Raw genomic sequence first — 16308 nt, forward strand, 5'->3', positions numbered from 1 at the left:
TATGAATCAAGGAGCTTGTCGTACACCACGGGACAATTCAGTCAAAATCATGCCGAGAGCGAAGGCGCCGGCATCCGGATGGCCCAGGCTTCTGTCGCCGACGGTTCCGGCACGGCCCATTCTGGCGACCATTTCCTTAGTCTTCTCGGCTCCAGCAACAGCCGCTGCCGCCGCTTGGGCAAATGTCGTCTTCCAATCCTCGCCTGCCGCGGCACTGCCGGACCATGCTTGGGCAAACGGCACAAGCGCATCGATCAATGTCTTGTCACCCACAATCGCTCCTCGTCCGAACGACCGCTCGCCAATATCCTGAATGCCTTTGACGGAGGCGGACAGCAAGGAAGACATACCATCTACCGTCAGTTCCCGCCGATCTCCCGCAGCTTTCCCCGCAGCCCGGAAGGCCGATCCCCAGATCGGACCGGAAGCGCCTCCGCAATGCTCCATAAGCACCAGCGAGCAGGCATCCAGGAAGCTGCCTATCGTCAAATCCTGCTGCTCCAGTATGGAACGCCACTCCCGTTTCAACTGCTTGAAGCCCTTGGCGAGGCTCATGCCGAAATCGCCGTCGCCGGCATGCGAATCCAATTCGCAGAAATATACTTCATTCTTGATGACAATCTCGCTCATCTTGTCCACCAGATAAACGAGGTTGTCCAGCGTAAGCTTGCCGTTCCGGATGATCGCATGCTCCTCCGCTGTTTCCGCTTCGAAGGAAACGGGGCCTTCTGTCTCTTCGTCCGCCACATGCGTATAGGCGACAGCAGGCACAGGGCCGTCAACCCGGAAGGCTGGCGCATAGCTTTCCTTCGAGAGCAGCGTCTTCAATTCGTCGTCCAGCTTCATCACTGATAGCGACAGACCAGCCATCTCAATGCTCGTCATGTAATTGCCGACGAACGATCGGACGACCTGAATCTGCCTATTGGCGAGTTCCCGGACGACCGCTTGATAGAATACATACAGCTCTTGCTGCGGCGTCGCCCCGAAACCATTAACCAGTACGGCGACGTCGGCCGCATTCTGTTCGCCTATTCCCAAATCCTTCAGCAGCGCTGTTGTCATGCGCGCAGCCAGCTCATCAGCGGTTGTAATCTTCTCTCGCCGAATGCCGGGCTCCCCGTGAATGCCCGCCCCATACTCCATCTCGTCCTCAGCCAATTCGAACGTGGGAGTACCGCTGGCAGGAACAATGCAGGATGTCAGCGCCACGCCGATGCTGCGAACCTGAAGAGCCGCTTTCTCCGCAACTGCTTTCACTTGCTGCAGATTTCTCCCTTCCTCGGCTGCGGCTCCTGCAATCTTATGTACCAGCACAACGCCCGCAACGCCCCGGCGGCCAACCGTATAGAGACTGTCCTCCACAGCAATATCGTCGCTGACCCGGATATGATCGACCTCAATGCCGTCCTCTGCAGCCATATGCGCGGCATTTGTGAAGTTCATCACGTCGCCGCTGTAATTTTTGATAATCAGGAGCGTTCCCGGTTTGCTTGCCGTAGCTTTGATCGCTTGATACACCTGGATCTGGGAAGGTGATGCGAATACCTCTCCGCATACTGCCGCATCGAGCATGCCTTTGCCGATAAATCCGGCATGAGCGGGCTCATGACCGCTGCCCCCGCCGCTAATCAGACTAACTTTGTCTTTATTAATTTCCTTCTTTTTAATCACCTTGTACTTCTCCAGAAGCTCAAGCTCCGGATGGGCCAATACGATCCCCCTGCACATCTCGATGACAAGGCTCGCCGGCGTATTGATGATCTTCTTCACTTGCAATTCCTCCTTATACCTAAGTCATGCTAAATGTGTAGTTGGAAAGTCGGTGGAACAAAAACAAATGAGGATTTCCGATCGTCTATTGACGTCCGATCATTGGACGAACGCTATCTGAAATTTTCGTCAGTTCTATTATGCTGCATGGGCAATACCTTCGTCAAAGCTTCGACCATGATTCCATAGAAAATTCCACATATCGCCGTGCAGCGCTCTCATTTCTCTATTCCCTTCCAAGCCGCATAGAAGGCATTCAAGCTAAATTTCAAGATATTAATACGGTGTATTAAAAAAAAAAACGGCCTGTCGTTACCGACAGACCATCTGGAATAATTGAATTACTCCTCCGTATTAAGGTGAAAGCTTTGATCCCCGATTTGCACATAGACTCGGCCATCGTCCCGTTGAGGCGGGACGGCAAAGACATGCCGTTCCACGGTGCCATCATCGAACTTCAATTCGATCGTGTTCCCTCCGATTGCATACGTCCCATGGACGGCGTCGCTCACAGCTGAAGAATCTGTGCGGGCGTTGCCAGTATCCAGCGACGCAAGGGAAGATTGATCACTGGCAAAGGTTCCATCCGGATAAAAGGTCAGGTAATTGGTCCAGGATGATGAGTACGGTGTTACCCCAACCAAACCTATGTATCCTTGGGAAATGTACTCACCGCCAAGCTTCGTCCCCTCCGGTACCGGCACAACCTTCCTCATGGTTACTTCGTCAATGGTTAACGCCCCGTCTTCATTAATGGAAATGGAGAGCGGTTCTTCCCCGGCAATAACCAGCTTATTGCTTTCGATTGTATACGAAAGACAAGCGTCCTTGGCACAATCAATCGTTTCTGGCCCGCCGCCCTGCGGTTGTCCAACCACTACTTTCTGATCCGGCAAGAACGTGTAGAATAGCCAGCATACGCCGCCGCATTGGTACCCGCCGTAATCAAATCGCCCGCCATAATACATGCCTTGCAGTTGATCGAGTTGTATAGTAGAAGCATCTTCATGTACAGCGGGCGGAAGGACTATTGCCGGATCTTGGCCGGATGCATCCTGACCCTTCTCGGCCTCGCTTGCTGCCGCATTAATCTCCTCTTGGAGCCGATCCAGCTCTGCCTTCAGATCTTCCATCGCGATGCCATAGGAAGACACATATTCGGGTGTATATACAAGAATCTCTCGATGCACGCCATTCCAATGTACCAATGAACCTGTTGATTCGCCAACGAATCGAAGCGGTACCAGTGTGTGGCCGTCATAAGCCACTGCCGGTCGGTCCAGCTTCATTACGCTGCCATTCACCAACGCTTCTTCGCTATTCAAAACCAATTGCAATGCCGCGCCTTCCTTAGCGGCCAATATGGTGAGGTCCTCTTCCCTCCATGTGACCTCCATGCCCAAAGCTTCGAACAATGGCCGCATCTGGACAACCGTTGTTCCCGAATCGACATCCGGGTCTATGGCAAATGAAATCTGTTCATCATTTACATACACATCGATCGGCTTCCATGAAGCGTGTGACACTTGATTCAGTGCTACAAGCAGGATGAACCCAAGCACGATCAATGCGGCAACCTTCAACAGCGTTTTATTCGTTTTATGCAGAACAAGTTGCAGCATGCATTCACTCCTTTTCCAATTCATTCTACAAATTCCATCCGATTATATCATGGTTCTAACGATGCATGTAATCGTACGAAGGTCACAATTTGACACTACTCATGACAACCTTTGTCTTGATTTTTCATCCAAAGAGCATGGAGAAATCATTCCAATCATAAGTTTTTCCGACGGACGAAAAACAATTTTTCCCCACTGTCTTGGGCAACCGGTCAGCAGATCGAATGCATGTTGCCGACCAAACACCGTTTGCCGCATACGCTCAAAAAATGGTATAGAACAAAGGAGGAGATTCCATGAAGGTCAAAAATCCCAGCATCCCCGGCCCTCGTCAAATTCCCTGGGTCGGCAACTTGCTGGAGTTCGGATCCAATCCCCTGCGGTTCGTGGAACAATGCGCAGAGAAATATGGAGCGGTGGTTCGATTTTCACTGGAAAGGGATAGAGAAACCTACCTGCTGACGAAGCCTGAACATATTCAGTATGTTCTGCTGCATACACAGCGAAAGTTCAAAAAAGGCTATCATCGTGACCGCATCTTAAGCCTGGTGCTGGGCAATGGCTTGGTGACTATCTCATCGACATCCTTCCCCTGTCCATTTCTCTGCCAGGCGATTCGAGACTGAGAGAAAGCCTAGCGACATTAGATCAGGTCATTTATCGCATCATCGAGCAGAGACGCCTGGACCGCGAGGATCACGGCGACCTGCTGTCCATGCTGATGCATGCGCAGGACGAGGACGGGGCGATGATGTCGAACGAACAGCTGAGAGACGAAGTGATGACCTTGTTCCTCGCTGGACATGAAACAACCGCCAACACCTTGTCATGGACCTTTTACTTGCTAACACAGCATCCAGAAGCCGAAAGCAAGCTCATGCGTGAATTAGAGCAGGTGCTAAATGGGCAAGCCCCCTCCTTCCGCCATTTCCCTCAACTTGTCTACACTCAGTCCATCGTGAAAGAAGCCATGCGCCTATATCCTCCGGTATGGTTAATCTCCAGGGAACCGCTTGAGGACGTCCAGCTTGAACAATACGTCTTGCCAGCTGGCTGCGAAATCGCCTTAAGCCAATGGGTCATGCACCGGCATCCGGACTACTTTCCAGAGCCCCGGTCGTTTATTCCCGATCGGTGGACCCCGGAATTTGAAGAAGCGCTTCCCGCCTATGTCTACTTCCCGTTTGGCGCTGGCCCTCGCATGTGCATTGGCAACAACTTCGCCATGCTGGAAGCTACACTTCTGCTTGCGGGTGTCTTGCAGCAGTACCGAATCGTCTATGATTCCGCCAAGCCGGTTGCTCCTGAGCCGTCGATTACACTTCGGCCTAAGCCCGGGGTTCCCGTGCGGGTTGTACGCAGGCGCGAATAGCAAACGAGAAGAAACCCGCCAATCTCCTATCTGCTATCATTATGATCATTACAGCAGCCGAAAGGAGCCTGCATATGGCAAATATCGAACACCTGCAAACTATTCATGCTCCCGCAGCAGAGGCTTATCAAGCATTAACGACGGCCAAGGGGCTTTCTGAAGTTTGGACCCGTGAACTGATCGTCCATGAGCAAGTCGGGGCCGTCAACGAATTCCACTTCGGCGACGATGACTTGACGAAAATGCGGATCGTGGAACTGATCCCTTCCCAAAAAGTCGAGTGGCTATGTACGGAATCGGACCCTGAATGGATCGGTACCACGATATCCTTCGAATTGAAAGAGAAGAATGGCACAACTGCTCTTACATTGCGTCATAAGAACTGGAAGGAAGTCACGAACTTCTACCGCTTCTGCAATTACAATTGGGCCATGTTCTTATTCAGTCTGAAGAGCTATTGTGAAGATGGACGAGGGCTTCCTTACCAGGAAAGAAAGTTCTAGCACTGGCAGCACACGTTTAATAGCTGTGGAAAAGCGGTGTCCGTTACACAGACTTCCTCATTTCCACAGCTGTAGGGTACCTTTACTTATACTGATTAATCATTCGGTTCGCTCGGACAAGTTCGAATACGCTTGTAGCTCTAGCGGTTCCGAAACAAAGCCCCCCCTCTACTTACAACAAACCGGATGCAAGAGCGAAGATTGCAAGACCATGTGTTAATGTGGCCGCAATGATGCCGTGCTTCATGCGGACAATGCTGCAGACAATTCCTTCATATAGCGTAAAGACAAGTACCATGATACCCAGATCAGTCACGGTGGCTGACAGAAAAATATGTCCGGAGGCAAAAAACAGGCCGGATAGAATGGCTGCTCGCCACATGCCTGTCCTCTGCTCGAGATATCCCTGTACATAGCCCCGGAACAATACTTCTTCCATAAAATTTCCGAATAGGGCTAGTGTAAGCAAAGGCAGCAACAACTCGGCAGATACTACGCCTCCTCGCTGGTGTATCGGTACTAGACCATACATAATTAAGAATGGAGCAATGACTACTGCAGCACCTGCCAAACCAACGAATAGGGATATCCATTTGTTGGAGCCAAACAACCAGACAATAGTAAAAAAGGTTGGCTAAATACCAACCTTTTCGCACAATGGTCTACTTTAATATTCGCCTTTAATTACAAAAAACGAACCGCGAATGGTTCCTGCCAGCTTGGATTTCTGCCTGGCAAACTTAAATTTCCCTTCCAACTCCTTAGGGACCTCCATCCCCTCAGAAAGCTTAAAACCAACAGCCCGCTTCTTCGGGTTGTCTAGCGTATACATAACGTTGACTCCAAGACCATCCTCGTAAAAGACATATGCCATTTGGATCTGATCGACTTGAAAACGCGATGTTTGCAGAGGTTTGCTCGAAAACGCAATATCACGTTCCTCTTTCAATATCCGGTTGACATAATCCAGTGTTTCTTGACTTTCGCTCGCTGGTACAACCGTGAATGCATGCTTGTATTTGCTCATAAAATAACGGGCTTCATTAGCCCGCATGCCAGCAAGCGCTTCCGCTACAGGTGAAGACTCCAAGCCTGCTGTAGACACATTTTTGAAATCAACGATATAGGACATCTCTCTTCTCCTCCATGAATGCCATTTTCACTATTCAAACGGCTTGGTCCGAAACTTCATATTTCATAGGCTTGCCTGCGTGAATCTTCGACACCCACTTCGCGAACTTGCTCGAATTGGTTAAGCAGACCTAAGCCTCTCAACCGATACCGTGAACGGAAGAACCGTAGTCATTGGTTCAGGTTATTCTTCTTCCCTCTCCAGCAGTTGCTTCAAGTGCAGTACATTTGCATTCCAAAATTTGTTGTAATCGGCCACCCAATCTTGAACCTCTCTGAGCGGAGTAGCGTCCAGCCGAAATCGCGTTTCTCTGCCGACTTTGCGGTCATGCACCAAGCCTGCTTCTTTAAGGACAGTTAAATGCTTGGATACAGCCGTTCGGCCCATTGGAAACTGTTCTGTTAACTCATGGAGCGGTTTCTCCTCTTCCTCTGCCAACAGACGAATTAGTTGTCGCCTGGTTGGATCTGCAATGGCGTCAAACACATCCCGCAACTGGCTGTTCTTACTCATAGCACCTCCCCCAAACCTTCAACTATTCTATAGATGGCATATAGGGCCCAAGCATTTCCTTCACTTGATTCCTCAACCGATCAAATCCCCTTCCAATAAGACACCGTTCGGTGTCCTATTTCATTATAGGCCTCAGCCGGTTTCTTGTCAACTCGGTCGTTACAACGCAAGAACCCCGATCCATTCGGATCGAGGTTCTTGCAGGACTTCGGGTGACTTTGTTTCCCAAGCGCGAAGGAAATGATCGCAGCCGATTATTGGGCTGAAGGTCCAATCATCCCTTCATGGAAATTGCGTTAGACTTGCTGATTTAGCCGGGATTATAATCCCCAAGTCCAGTTTGTTACTTCCAATAACATGAGGCAAGCAGCTGCAAGAGCTACATTCTTCAAGAATTGATTCATATCTCCCATTCTGGCGGTTGCATCTTCTAAAGTCCAAAAATCATGTATCGTCACAGCAGATGCTATTAAGAATACGGCTAAAGCAATAAGTGCAGGTTGAATCAAATAGCCCGTCAGAATGCTCAAACCTCCGCCAATAAGCAATAACCCACTTACGAAGACGCCTAATCCTGGGGCTGGTATCTTTTTATAAGCGGCATATTGTGTCATCGATCTAAAGTTTAAGAAATGATTAACGCCACAATAAATAAAAAACACTGCAAAAATCACTCTACCTACTAACCATAACCATACCATTTTTCTCACTAGCTCCTTTTACCCGTTTGATTTTCCCCGATACAATAGAACGTATCGTTGAATATATGCATTATGCAGTGTACATGCGATTATGTGAAGTAGGCACAAAAATGTGGTATAGTATCAAAAAAGATACTATTGTTATGGCTCCTAAAGCAAACAACCGACCTGGATAGGTCGGTTGTTTGCTTCTATGACGCTTAGAGGATGAACAGCACAACGCCAATCTCGACGTGCTATTCGACTCGGACTTCCTCCACCAATTGGCTCTTTTTCTCTTGCATATGCTTCAAGTGGGCTCTCCCCCAATCGTGCATAGGTTTCAAAATATAATCCAGAGTTAGGCCGTATTCCGTGATTGAATATTCGACGCGAGGCGGGACCACTGGATAAACAACCCGTTTGACGATATCTTGTTCCTCCAGCTCGCGCAACTGCGCGGTGAGCATCTTTTGCGTGATATTCGGTATCAACCGCTGCAATTCGCTGAACCGTTTCCTCTCCCCTTGCAGCAGATGCAGCAAAATAATCGGCTTCCATTTGCCCACCAATATGTCCATCGCGGCTTCAAGTCCCGGTTGACAGCCTGCTGGTTCACGTTTGCTCATAACTGTGCCCCCCTACAGTATACTTTTTGATAGTATACCACTTATTTGTGCGTACTTCCAAATTCGAATAAAACCATACATAATAGCTATGGGAGTAAAAATAAATACATGTTGGAGGTACGTAAATGAGCACCATACTATTTGTAAAAGCAAACAATCGTCCTGTCGAGCAAGCGGTCAGTGTGAAATTATATAACCGCTTCTTGGAAAGTTATCGAAACTCACATCCGGAGGATACAATCACGGAGCTTGATTTATTCGCAGAGACGCTGCCTTACCTTGACGACACACTAATCAATGCGAACTTCAAAGTTGCGAATGGCATGGAAATTTCACTCGAAGAACAGCAGAAGAAGGAGATTGCCGACCGCTACTTGAATCAGTTTCTTGCAGCTGATAAAGTCGTGTTCGCCTTCCCGCTCTGGAATTTCTCCGTCCCGGCAGTGCTGCACACATATCTGGATTATTTGGCCCAAGCGGGCAAGACGTTTAAGTACACGCCGGAAGGACCGGTAGGACTTATTCCGGATAAAAAGGTCGCATTGCTGCATGCAAGCGGCGGTATTTACTCCGAGGGTCCGGCGGCACCGCTTGAAATGTCGCTCAACTACGTTACAAACATGATGCGTTTCTTCGGTGTCCAAAATATCGTATCCATCCGGATCGAAGGCCATAATCAGCTGCCGGACCGCGCCAATCAAATCATCGATAAAGGACTCGCGCAAGCAGCCGACGCAGCTGTAACTTTCTAAGGACTCTCCCCCATTAGTCCAAGCGTCGACAGACGGATATTTTCTGATGATTGGAAAACGGCATGGCCCCGTCCTTAACAGGACGGGGTCTTGCTGCTTAACGCTGCTCTACTCCAATCCATCCTTTTGCATGCTCAGCCAACCGCATGAAAGGGCTGAGACCGCTCCACTTTTAGATTGCATGATCGTTAGTTCTCTTTGCGACGAATTTGATGACGGGCTACCTTTGTGCGATTCCCACATACTTTCATCGAGCACCATTTCCGACGACCGGTTGTATCCATGAACAACAGTACGCAATCCGGGTTAGCACAACGTTGGAGCGACAACAACTCTCCCTTTGCCAATAATTGAAGCGCATCAAATGCAATCAGCGAGACGATTGCGTCCTCTGTAGCGCCTACGGGAACCGGCAATAAGGAGCCCTCGATTAGTTTAAATGTTAATGGAGCTTGCTTGATTAGATCTTCAAGATGGGAGATCCATGTTTCCTCAAGCCGTTTTCCGTCTGCGACAGCATCAAATCCTTCACGCAAAAATATGCGCAGCTCCTTTAATTCAGGCATCGGCATCCCATGGGATAATAAATGCTTTTCCTCAAACAGATGTGAGAACAAGCGACTGGATTGTTTCATGAGTTTGATCCAATCAGCCAAACCTCTCTCGGTAGCGAGCAGGTCATGACGAACGCCACGCTTCACAAGCTCCGTATTCACGAGGTCCAAAGATAAATGTCCGGAAACTAATGGAAACCCTTTATGCGATGACATCCTCATACCTCCAAACGAATGCTATTCATAACTAACCATATAATAACCTATTGACAGGTTAAATAAAAGTCGTTAAGATACTAACCATAAGATTGCACATAAAAGGGTTAGTTCGGTGCAGAGAAGGAGGGCAGACGAACATGCTTCGCAGGAATGAAAGTGATTGATGGAAATTTACGGAATACAAAATTTGTAATGAGAAGTGGAGGAGATTGAAATGAAAACAGGTCATGTAGGTCTTAATGTAACCAACCTTGAAAAGTCCCTTTCGTTTTACACGAACATTTTTGAACTTGAAACGATTCGCGAATGCTATGAGGAGGGAAAGAAATTCGCCTTCCTGGGACATAACGGAAATGTAACCCTTACCTTATGGGAACAAAGCCAAACGGAATTTTCAAAGAGTCATTCCGGGCTTCACCATTTGGCCTTCGAAGCAGATTCGATTGAGATTGTCCAAAGCATGGAGCAAAAGCTTGTGAATATGGGCGTAAAGATGATTTATCAAGGGATTGTTGCACATGAAGAGGGTTCTAATTCCGGAGGCATCTTCTTCATCGATCCGGATGGAATTCGTTTAGAAATTTACGCGCCTTTAGTAATGGGGACCCATGATCACAGTCATACGGATGGCCCTGCTTGCGGGTTCTTCTAAATGTTGGGCTATCATCGAGGAGAAATTATGGTTCAAGAAAAATCTTGTTTGCGCGATGAGGCGTCACGTGTAAGCAAGATGATTCGAAATGACATTCCGGATGTCGCTGCCCGCTTCATAGAAACGCAGGTCATGTTAATCATTGGCTTACGGGATGAGCATGACTTTGTCTGGGCTTCCGCGGTCTATGGCGAACCCGGGTTTGTCAAGGCAGTGGACGCGCACACGATATCCATATCGTCGCTTCCTCTGGAGTCAGACCCCATATTTGCAGGTATCAAGTCAGGCCAAACGATAGGAATGCTGGCTATCGAATTTGCAACTAGAAGACGCATGCGAGTGAACGGCCTCATTACACAAGTTCACAAAAATGGATTCTTGGTAAGAACCAGAGAGGTATATGCTAACTGTCCGAAGTATATACAATCACGCACATTTTCGGGCTTCAAACCGATGCGGCAAGTAGAACCCCGATTATCTTCCCGACTGGATCAAGAACAGATGGAAGCGATTCGCCGCTCAGATACGTTTTTCATCGCCACTCACCACTCGGAAAGCGGCGCGGATGCCAGTCATCGAGGAGGGCTGCCTGGATTTGTTCATATCGTTGACGAGCGCACATTAATGATTCAAGACTATAAAGGCAACGCTATGTTCAATACGCTGGGCAATATAGCGGAAAACCCGCAAACCGGGTTGTTGTTTCTTGATTTTGAGGCCGGGGACCTCTTGCAGATCAATGGGGAAACGACAGTACAATGGGAGGGAAGCGAGAGATCTATTTATTTCCGAGTCAGGCAGATCAGAAGTGTCGTTGGAGGATTCCCGCTCAACTGGACGTTTGGAAGCTACTCTCCCTTTAACCCACCTCCGGCCACATAGCGAAACCGTCACCATGCGACTAAACTATCGCTATCCCTTCACCCCGTATTTTCAATCTGACCCCATTGGCTGCCAACGATGATGCGCTCCCCCAATACGATTTATCGTACAAAACCTAACACATAATGACTCATTTATGACGTTTTGTACGATGAATCGTATATATACTCTCGTCTATCCACTCCTTTCTATAGTTTTGTACGATGAATCGTACAAATTCACTCAAGTTCCCATAATAAAGGCTTGGTTTGTACGACGATTCGTACAAACTCGCACTTTGTACCACAAAGCAGCACGCCAGTCTGCATCGTTGCTGTACGATTTGAATTGAAATTGACTACTGACTGCCCTCATGATATATTGTGAATATACAACATACACAATTTTGAGGGGTGGGACCGACATGTTGGCTTTGGATATTAAAAATTTGAATAAAACATACGAGCATTTTCATCTCAAAGACGTGTCTTTTCAACTGGAAAAGGGTTATATCATGGGATTTATCGGAGCCAATGGAGCAGGAAAAACAACCACCATTAAATCCATCTTGAATTTAATCCATATAGACAGCGGCGAGATCCGTATTTTTGGCAAGAACATGGCCGAGCACGAGCTCGAGTTGAAACAAGAAATTGGCTTTGCATTTGGCAACATCGATTTTTATACCCGCAGTAAAATCAAAACGTTAACGAATGTCATTAAAACCTTCTATCGCAATTGGGACGATGAAACCTATTACAAGTATTTGAGAAAATTCAACTTGATTGAAGACAAAAAAATAGCCGAGTTATCGACCGGCATGAAAGTAAAGTACAGTCTGGCGCTTGCGTTGTCCCACGGCGCAAAACTGCTTATTCTCGATGAACCGACAAGCGGACTTGATCCAGTTGCTAGAGACAACCTGCTGGAAACATTTCAGGAGCTGGTGATGGACGGCGAAATCAGCATACTTTTTTCAACGCATATTACATCCGATCTGGAAAAGTGCGCCGATTTTATTACCTATATCCACAACGGGCAAATTATCAACAGTTCCGAAAAAGAACAATTTATCGACGCTTACCGTTTGCTGAATGGTACAAATGAACAACTCGACATGGTCAAAGACCAGCTTATTTCCTACAAGACACATTCTTTCGGTTTTACAGGCTTGATCCACACGAAAGATTGGGACCCGTCTTTAGACATGAAATCCACCGTACCGAATCTTGAAGAGATTATGATCTACTTTTCGAAAATGGAGGATATGTATGTATAACTTATTAATGAAGGAACTCAAAATTGGCGTTAATCCTTTCTTTTATATCCTGCCCTTTTTGACAGGCGCCCTAATGTTAATTCCGGGATGGCTTTATTTCCTGGTTATCCTATACTTTTGTTTTATTACAGTGCCGAATATGCTTGGAGGATATAAAAGTCAGAACGACCTCATGTTTACTAGCATGATGCCTGTCTCGAAGAAAGACATCGTCAAGGCAAAGGTATCCTTTATTGTCATTTTGGAACTGCTGCACGTTGTTGTCGCCGTTGTCTATGGCATCATAAGTGTGTATTTGTACCCGAATCTGACCTATTATTTCTTCTCTCCATCTCCCGGCTTTTGGGGATTATGTTTCGTCATGCTGGCAATCTTCAATATGATCTTAATACCCATGTATTTCAAGACAGCTTATAAATACGGAGCTGCAACGATTGCAGCCACCACAGCTGCGATCCTGTTTGCCGGGGGAGCCGAATGGATTGGCATTCAAAACAAGTACTTGTTTGGACTTTTCAAGGGAGCAGGCGCTGATAACTTCGCCGTTCATTTATTGATCCTGATTGCGGGCATCGGCATATTTGCATTATTTTCGGCAATCGCTTATCATATTGCCAAAAAACGATTCTTGAAAGTGGAAGTGTAATGAACATTGCGATTTCGAACACGTCCGATAAGCCCATTTACCAACAGCTTTACGAACAAATCAGCGCGCAAATTCTCAAGGGCGAGTTAGCAAGCGGGTATCCCTTACCCCCAATTCGACAAGCGGCCACCGAGCTTCGAGTCAGTATTATTACAGTCAAAAAAGCCTGGGAAGAGCTCGAACGGCTTGGTTTGATCTACACCGTTACTGGCAAAGGCTGTTTTGTCAACGATCTCTCGCCCAGTGAGATGCTTCAAAAACGAAAAGAAATTATCCAAAAGCAGATGGTTATGGATGCTTCGTATTACAAATCCTTTGGTCTTACATTAGAGGAAGTTTTCGAGCTGCTGAAGGAAATTTATTAGCCGTCTATTGTAACGTTTTTCTTCAAGCCTCTGCCTTTGTCGCTGCCAGCATAAGCGCATATATTTTTCGTGTCGTATTTACATTCCGGACCGTCATCTGTTTATACAATTTTGTGCCAACCAGCTTTGTCATGCTGCCTTTATTCAAGTTTATTTTGTCAATCGACCATAGTATCGCGCCTGGAACGTACTTCACCGTTTCGATCTCCGGCTTGTAGGTCAGCTTATCGAGAACGGATTCATCATTGATATCTTCCCATAGAAAAAGGACGTCGCTCTTCATTTTATCATCGTTCGTCCATGATTCGGGAAGCGAAGACATAACAATTTCCATGTCTTCCAGACTGAGCACCAGCACTTTGATTTGTAGTCCAAAGGTATCTAGTATGGCTTCTTCTAGCATATGCGCAATATCACTTTTGGAGTGGCCAACGTTTGTAAAAACAATATTGCCCGAATTAATATAAGTGACAACGTGTTTCATTCCGACTTGCTCGAAGGATTTCTTAAGAATTTTCATATCGATTTTGTTATTTCCGCCGACATTGATGCCACGAAGCAGAGCGGTATAGACCATAATTGCCTCCTCGGTCTGTATAAATTCAGTATGAAATGAAGTTGACATACTCGTCATTTATACCATGATATTCGATTGAAAGTCCGTTCGCAAGAAGCCCTTTGCTTGTTCACTCCCTGTCAACTGCAGCATATTCGGTTCGTTTCATGGAAGGCTGCTGTTCCTCTCGTGAAGCGGTTGTGCGGGGAGCGATGCTCCGAGCAACCGTTAATGGAATTTATGCCGCCACAAAAGGAGTCTTAACCGCATCACTTGCAGCGATGCGGTCTCCCAGCACGGACTCCCGTTATAGACGGACACCTCTGCTCGGAATTCTCATTCCTCATTCTTGATTCGAACGACGAGCTTTCCTCTTGCGTGCTTCGTTTCAATTTTGCGATGTGCCTCAATTAATGCAGTTTCCGTTAAGGGAAATATGTGATCGATGTGAACGTGGAGCTTTTGCTCTCGCACCCATCTTTCTATTTCTTCCAATTCATCACGAGTGGGTTGCACAACAACAAATTTTGCATTCACCTGGCAGGCTTGTGCTAGTTCCGAGATGTTTGGCGTTACAATGGAAACTACCCTGCCGCCGTTTCGCAACACTTTGAAGTTCTTCTCTTGATCTGCCCCTATTACGGCGTCAAGAACAAGGTCAACCTCATGAATCAATTCGGAAAAATCATCAGTCTGATAGTCAATCGCCTCATCCGCGCCGAGCTCCTTAACCAAATCGTGGTTTCTCGCACTTGCTGTTGTGATGACATAGGCGCCTGCATGCTTGGCCATTTGAATCGCCACATGGCCTACACCTCCTGCACCAGCATGTATAAGGCAGCGCTCACCTGGCTGCAACGATCCGTACACGAACAATGAATGCCAAGCGGTCAAGGCTACAGCGGGCAGTGCTCCAGCAATGTGAAATGGAATATCAGGAGATAGTTTGGCAAGCATGGATTGTTCTGCAACGGCATACTCTGCGTAACTCCCCGAGCTTCCCAAACCATAGACTCGGTCTCCCGGCTTGAGATGACTGACTTTTGCTCCTACTTCTGTCACGACGCCTGCCACATCCAGCCCCAGAATATGAGGGAACTGGTGTACAGGAAACGCCTCCTTCACTCTTCCCCCTCGAATATTCGTATCAACAGGATTGATGGATGTCGCATACATTTCTACGAGGACTTGATCATCATGGATTTGGGGACTGGAAACGGCCTGTTCCTTCAATATTTCCGGATTTCCGAAATCATTCATTACGATTGCTTTCATTTTGGATTCCTCCACTTACCTTTTTTTTTATGAACACTTATCCCAAATTCAGCGGGTCAGGACCAACCTATAACATCAACACTGTCTCTCCGAATAATTGCTTAGCCCATAAAGCCTCCCTTCAGGATTGTTGACGATGATTCTGAATGCTATTATAGGTACAATTATGTTATCTGGTAAGTACGCACTATGAAGTGCCATACTATCTTGTACGATACTATTGCAGTTAGGAGCTGTTATCATGGAACATGAAAGGCCGGAATGTTGCCGCAACGGCGTGAAGGCTTCATTGGATATCATCATGGGAAAATGGAAGCCGATCATCTTGCTGCATCTGCTGCATGGAGGAACCAAACGATTCGGGGAATTGCAACGACTGCTCCCGGACATTACACAAAAGATGCTTACGACACAGCTTCGGGAGCTTGAACAACAAGACATTATCAAGCGCAAAGTTTATGCAGAGGTGCCGCCAAAGGTGGAGTATTCGATCACAGAATATGGGCGAAGCTTGTACAACGTCCTGCAAGAAATGTACGAATGGGGCACAGCTCATCTGGAGCACATGACTCAGAAGAAAATGAATATCGCCGAAAAGCAATAAGCGTCTTGTGCTCGCCCCTAGCAGCTAACAATTGACGGTGGCCATTTCCGAAGAAAGTCGGGAGGAAGCAGATGAAATCGTCAATAAGGCAATCGCACCAGCGGACGTTGTACTGTGATCCGGTTGATCGCGGATTGATGGATCAATGGGATTTCTCGATGTCAATGCCACGTGTGGGCGAACCCCAGACCTCATTGCAGTCAACAGCCATGCCCCCTTTCATGCGTCTTTCCCCTCTCCACAACATCGACGCCAGGTAGCTGTTCCTATAACTTGTTCGATTTCGAAGGTCCTCGTTGTCGATCAAGTCCAAATTTATGT

At 47.3% G+C, this 16308-nt stretch carries 20 protein-coding genes; 10 read left to right on the plus strand and 10 right to left on the minus strand.

The features are described from left to right. Window positions 1–6: 6 nt before the first annotated feature. Window positions 7–1773: a dihydroxyacetone kinase subunit DhaK gene (gene dhaK / locus XYCOK13_RS09330; RefSeq protein WP_213411870.1), complete on the minus strand. Its 1767-nt coding sequence runs from the start codon at window positions 1771–1773 to the stop codon at window positions 7–9. 341 nt (window positions 1774–2114) lie between these two features. Next, window positions 2115–3395, minus strand: coding sequence for a copper amine oxidase N-terminal domain-containing protein (locus XYCOK13_RS09335; RefSeq protein WP_213411871.1), 1281 nt, complete (start codon window positions 3393–3395; stop codon window positions 2115–2117). Between the two features lie 296 nt (window positions 3396–3691). Between XYCOK13_RS09335 and XYCOK13_RS21895 the strand changes: the two genes are divergently transcribed. The 3 genes from XYCOK13_RS21895 (at window position 3692) to XYCOK13_RS09345 (ending at window position 5270) form a co-directional block, all read left to right on the plus strand. Beyond that, window positions 3692–4021 (plus strand): cytochrome P450, encoded by a 330-nt coding sequence (locus XYCOK13_RS21895; protein ID WP_244865093.1) that lies wholly within the window; start codon window positions 3692–3694, stop codon window positions 4019–4021. 41 nt (window positions 4022–4062) lie between these two features. After that, entirely contained in the window at window positions 4063–4767 is a 705-nt protein-coding gene (locus tag XYCOK13_RS09340) for a cytochrome P450 (protein WP_244865096.1), read from the plus strand. 74 nt (window positions 4768–4841) lie between these two features. Then, entirely contained in the window at window positions 4842–5270 is a 429-nt protein-coding gene (locus XYCOK13_RS09345) for an SRPBCC family protein (protein WP_213411872.1), read from the plus strand. A 172-nt stretch (window positions 5271–5442) separates the two neighbouring features. Here the strand turns inward: XYCOK13_RS09345 and XYCOK13_RS09350 are convergent, their stop codons facing one another. The 5 genes from XYCOK13_RS09350 to XYCOK13_RS09370 form a co-directional block, all read right to left on the minus strand. Beyond that, entirely contained in the window at window positions 5443–5802 is a 360-nt protein-coding gene (locus tag XYCOK13_RS09350) for a CPBP family intramembrane glutamic endopeptidase (protein ID WP_213411891.1), read from the minus strand. Window positions 5803–5937: 135 nt separating this feature from the next. Further along, a complete protein-coding gene (locus XYCOK13_RS09355; RefSeq protein ID WP_213411873.1) occupies window positions 5938–6402 on the minus strand; it encodes a DUF8821 family protein in 465 nt (154 codons plus the stop codon). 183 nt (window positions 6403–6585) lie between these two features. Then, window positions 6586–6915 (minus strand): ArsR/SmtB family transcription factor, encoded by a 330-nt coding sequence (locus XYCOK13_RS09360; RefSeq protein ID WP_213411874.1) that lies wholly within the window; start codon window positions 6913–6915, stop codon window positions 6586–6588. Window positions 6916–7235: 320 nt separating this feature from the next. Further along, window positions 7236–7616, minus strand: a complete 381-nt coding sequence (locus XYCOK13_RS09365; protein ID WP_213411875.1) for a DoxX family membrane protein — start codon at window positions 7614–7616, stop codon at window positions 7236–7238. A gap of 236 nt (window positions 7617–7852) precedes the next feature. Next, entirely contained in the window at window positions 7853–8224 is a 372-nt protein-coding gene (locus XYCOK13_RS09370; protein WP_213411876.1) for a winged helix-turn-helix transcriptional regulator, read from the minus strand. A gap of 125 nt (window positions 8225–8349) precedes the next feature. On the opposite strand from XYCOK13_RS09370, the gene XYCOK13_RS09375 reads away from it, so the two are divergent. After that, window positions 8350–8976 (plus strand): FMN-dependent NADH-azoreductase, encoded by a 627-nt coding sequence (locus tag XYCOK13_RS09375; protein ID WP_213411877.1) that lies wholly within the window; start codon window positions 8350–8352, stop codon window positions 8974–8976. A 188-nt stretch (window positions 8977–9164) separates the two neighbouring features. Here XYCOK13_RS09375 and XYCOK13_RS09380 read toward each other — a convergent pair whose 3' ends face one another. Then, the gene (locus tag XYCOK13_RS09380) at window positions 9165–9746 is read right to left on the minus strand and encodes a CGNR zinc finger domain-containing protein (protein WP_213411878.1); all 582 of its coding nucleotides are present in this window, start codon (window positions 9744–9746) and stop codon (window positions 9165–9167) included. Window positions 9747–9963: 217 nt separating this feature from the next. Between XYCOK13_RS09380 and XYCOK13_RS09385 the strand changes: the two genes are divergently transcribed. From XYCOK13_RS09385 to XYCOK13_RS09405, 5 genes are all read left to right on the plus strand, one after another. Then, window positions 9964–10401 carry a VOC family protein gene (locus XYCOK13_RS09385; RefSeq protein WP_213411879.1) on the plus strand — a complete coding sequence of 146 codons (438 nt, stop codon included), beginning with the start codon at window positions 9964–9966 and terminating at the stop codon, window positions 10399–10401. Between the two features lie 27 nt (window positions 10402–10428). Then, window positions 10429–11283, plus strand: coding sequence for a pyridoxamine 5'-phosphate oxidase family protein (locus XYCOK13_RS09390; protein WP_213411880.1), 855 nt, complete (start codon window positions 10429–10431; stop codon window positions 11281–11283). Window positions 11284–11686: 403 nt separating this feature from the next. Next, a complete protein-coding gene (locus XYCOK13_RS09395; RefSeq protein WP_213411881.1) occupies window positions 11687–12541 on the plus strand; it encodes an ABC transporter ATP-binding protein in 855 nt (284 codons plus the stop codon). Beyond that, a complete protein-coding gene (locus tag XYCOK13_RS09400) occupies window positions 12534–13187 on the plus strand; it encodes an ABC-2 transporter permease (protein ID WP_213411882.1) in 654 nt (217 codons plus the stop codon). The genes XYCOK13_RS09395 and XYCOK13_RS09400 overlap by 8 nt, the downstream gene beginning before the upstream one ends. Beyond that, on the plus strand, window positions 13187–13552 hold the full coding sequence (locus tag XYCOK13_RS09405; protein WP_213411883.1) for a GntR family transcriptional regulator: 366 nt from the start codon (window positions 13187–13189) through the stop codon (window positions 13550–13552). The genes XYCOK13_RS09400 and XYCOK13_RS09405 overlap by 1 nt, the downstream gene beginning before the upstream one ends. A gap of 22 nt (window positions 13553–13574) precedes the next feature. On the opposite strand, the gene XYCOK13_RS09410 is transcribed toward XYCOK13_RS09405, so the two are convergent. Next, window positions 13575–14129 carry a DUF1697 domain-containing protein gene (locus XYCOK13_RS09410; protein WP_213411884.1) on the minus strand — a complete coding sequence of 185 codons (555 nt, stop codon included), beginning with the start codon at window positions 14127–14129 and terminating at the stop codon, window positions 13575–13577. A 315-nt stretch (window positions 14130–14444) separates the two neighbouring features. Further along, window positions 14445–15383, minus strand: a complete 939-nt coding sequence (locus XYCOK13_RS09415) for an NADP-dependent oxidoreductase (protein ID WP_213411885.1) — start codon at window positions 15381–15383, stop codon at window positions 14445–14447. 241 nt (window positions 15384–15624) lie between these two features. Between XYCOK13_RS09415 and XYCOK13_RS09420 the strand changes: the two genes are divergently transcribed. Then, window positions 15625–15987, plus strand: a complete 363-nt coding sequence (locus tag XYCOK13_RS09420; RefSeq protein WP_213411886.1) for a winged helix-turn-helix transcriptional regulator — start codon at window positions 15625–15627, stop codon at window positions 15985–15987. Window positions 15988–16308 lie beyond the last annotated feature (321 nt).

This window comes from Xylanibacillus composti, from assembly GCF_018403685.1.
Taxonomy (GTDB): domain Bacteria; phylum Bacillota; class Bacilli; order Paenibacillales; family K13; genus Xylanibacillus; species Xylanibacillus composti.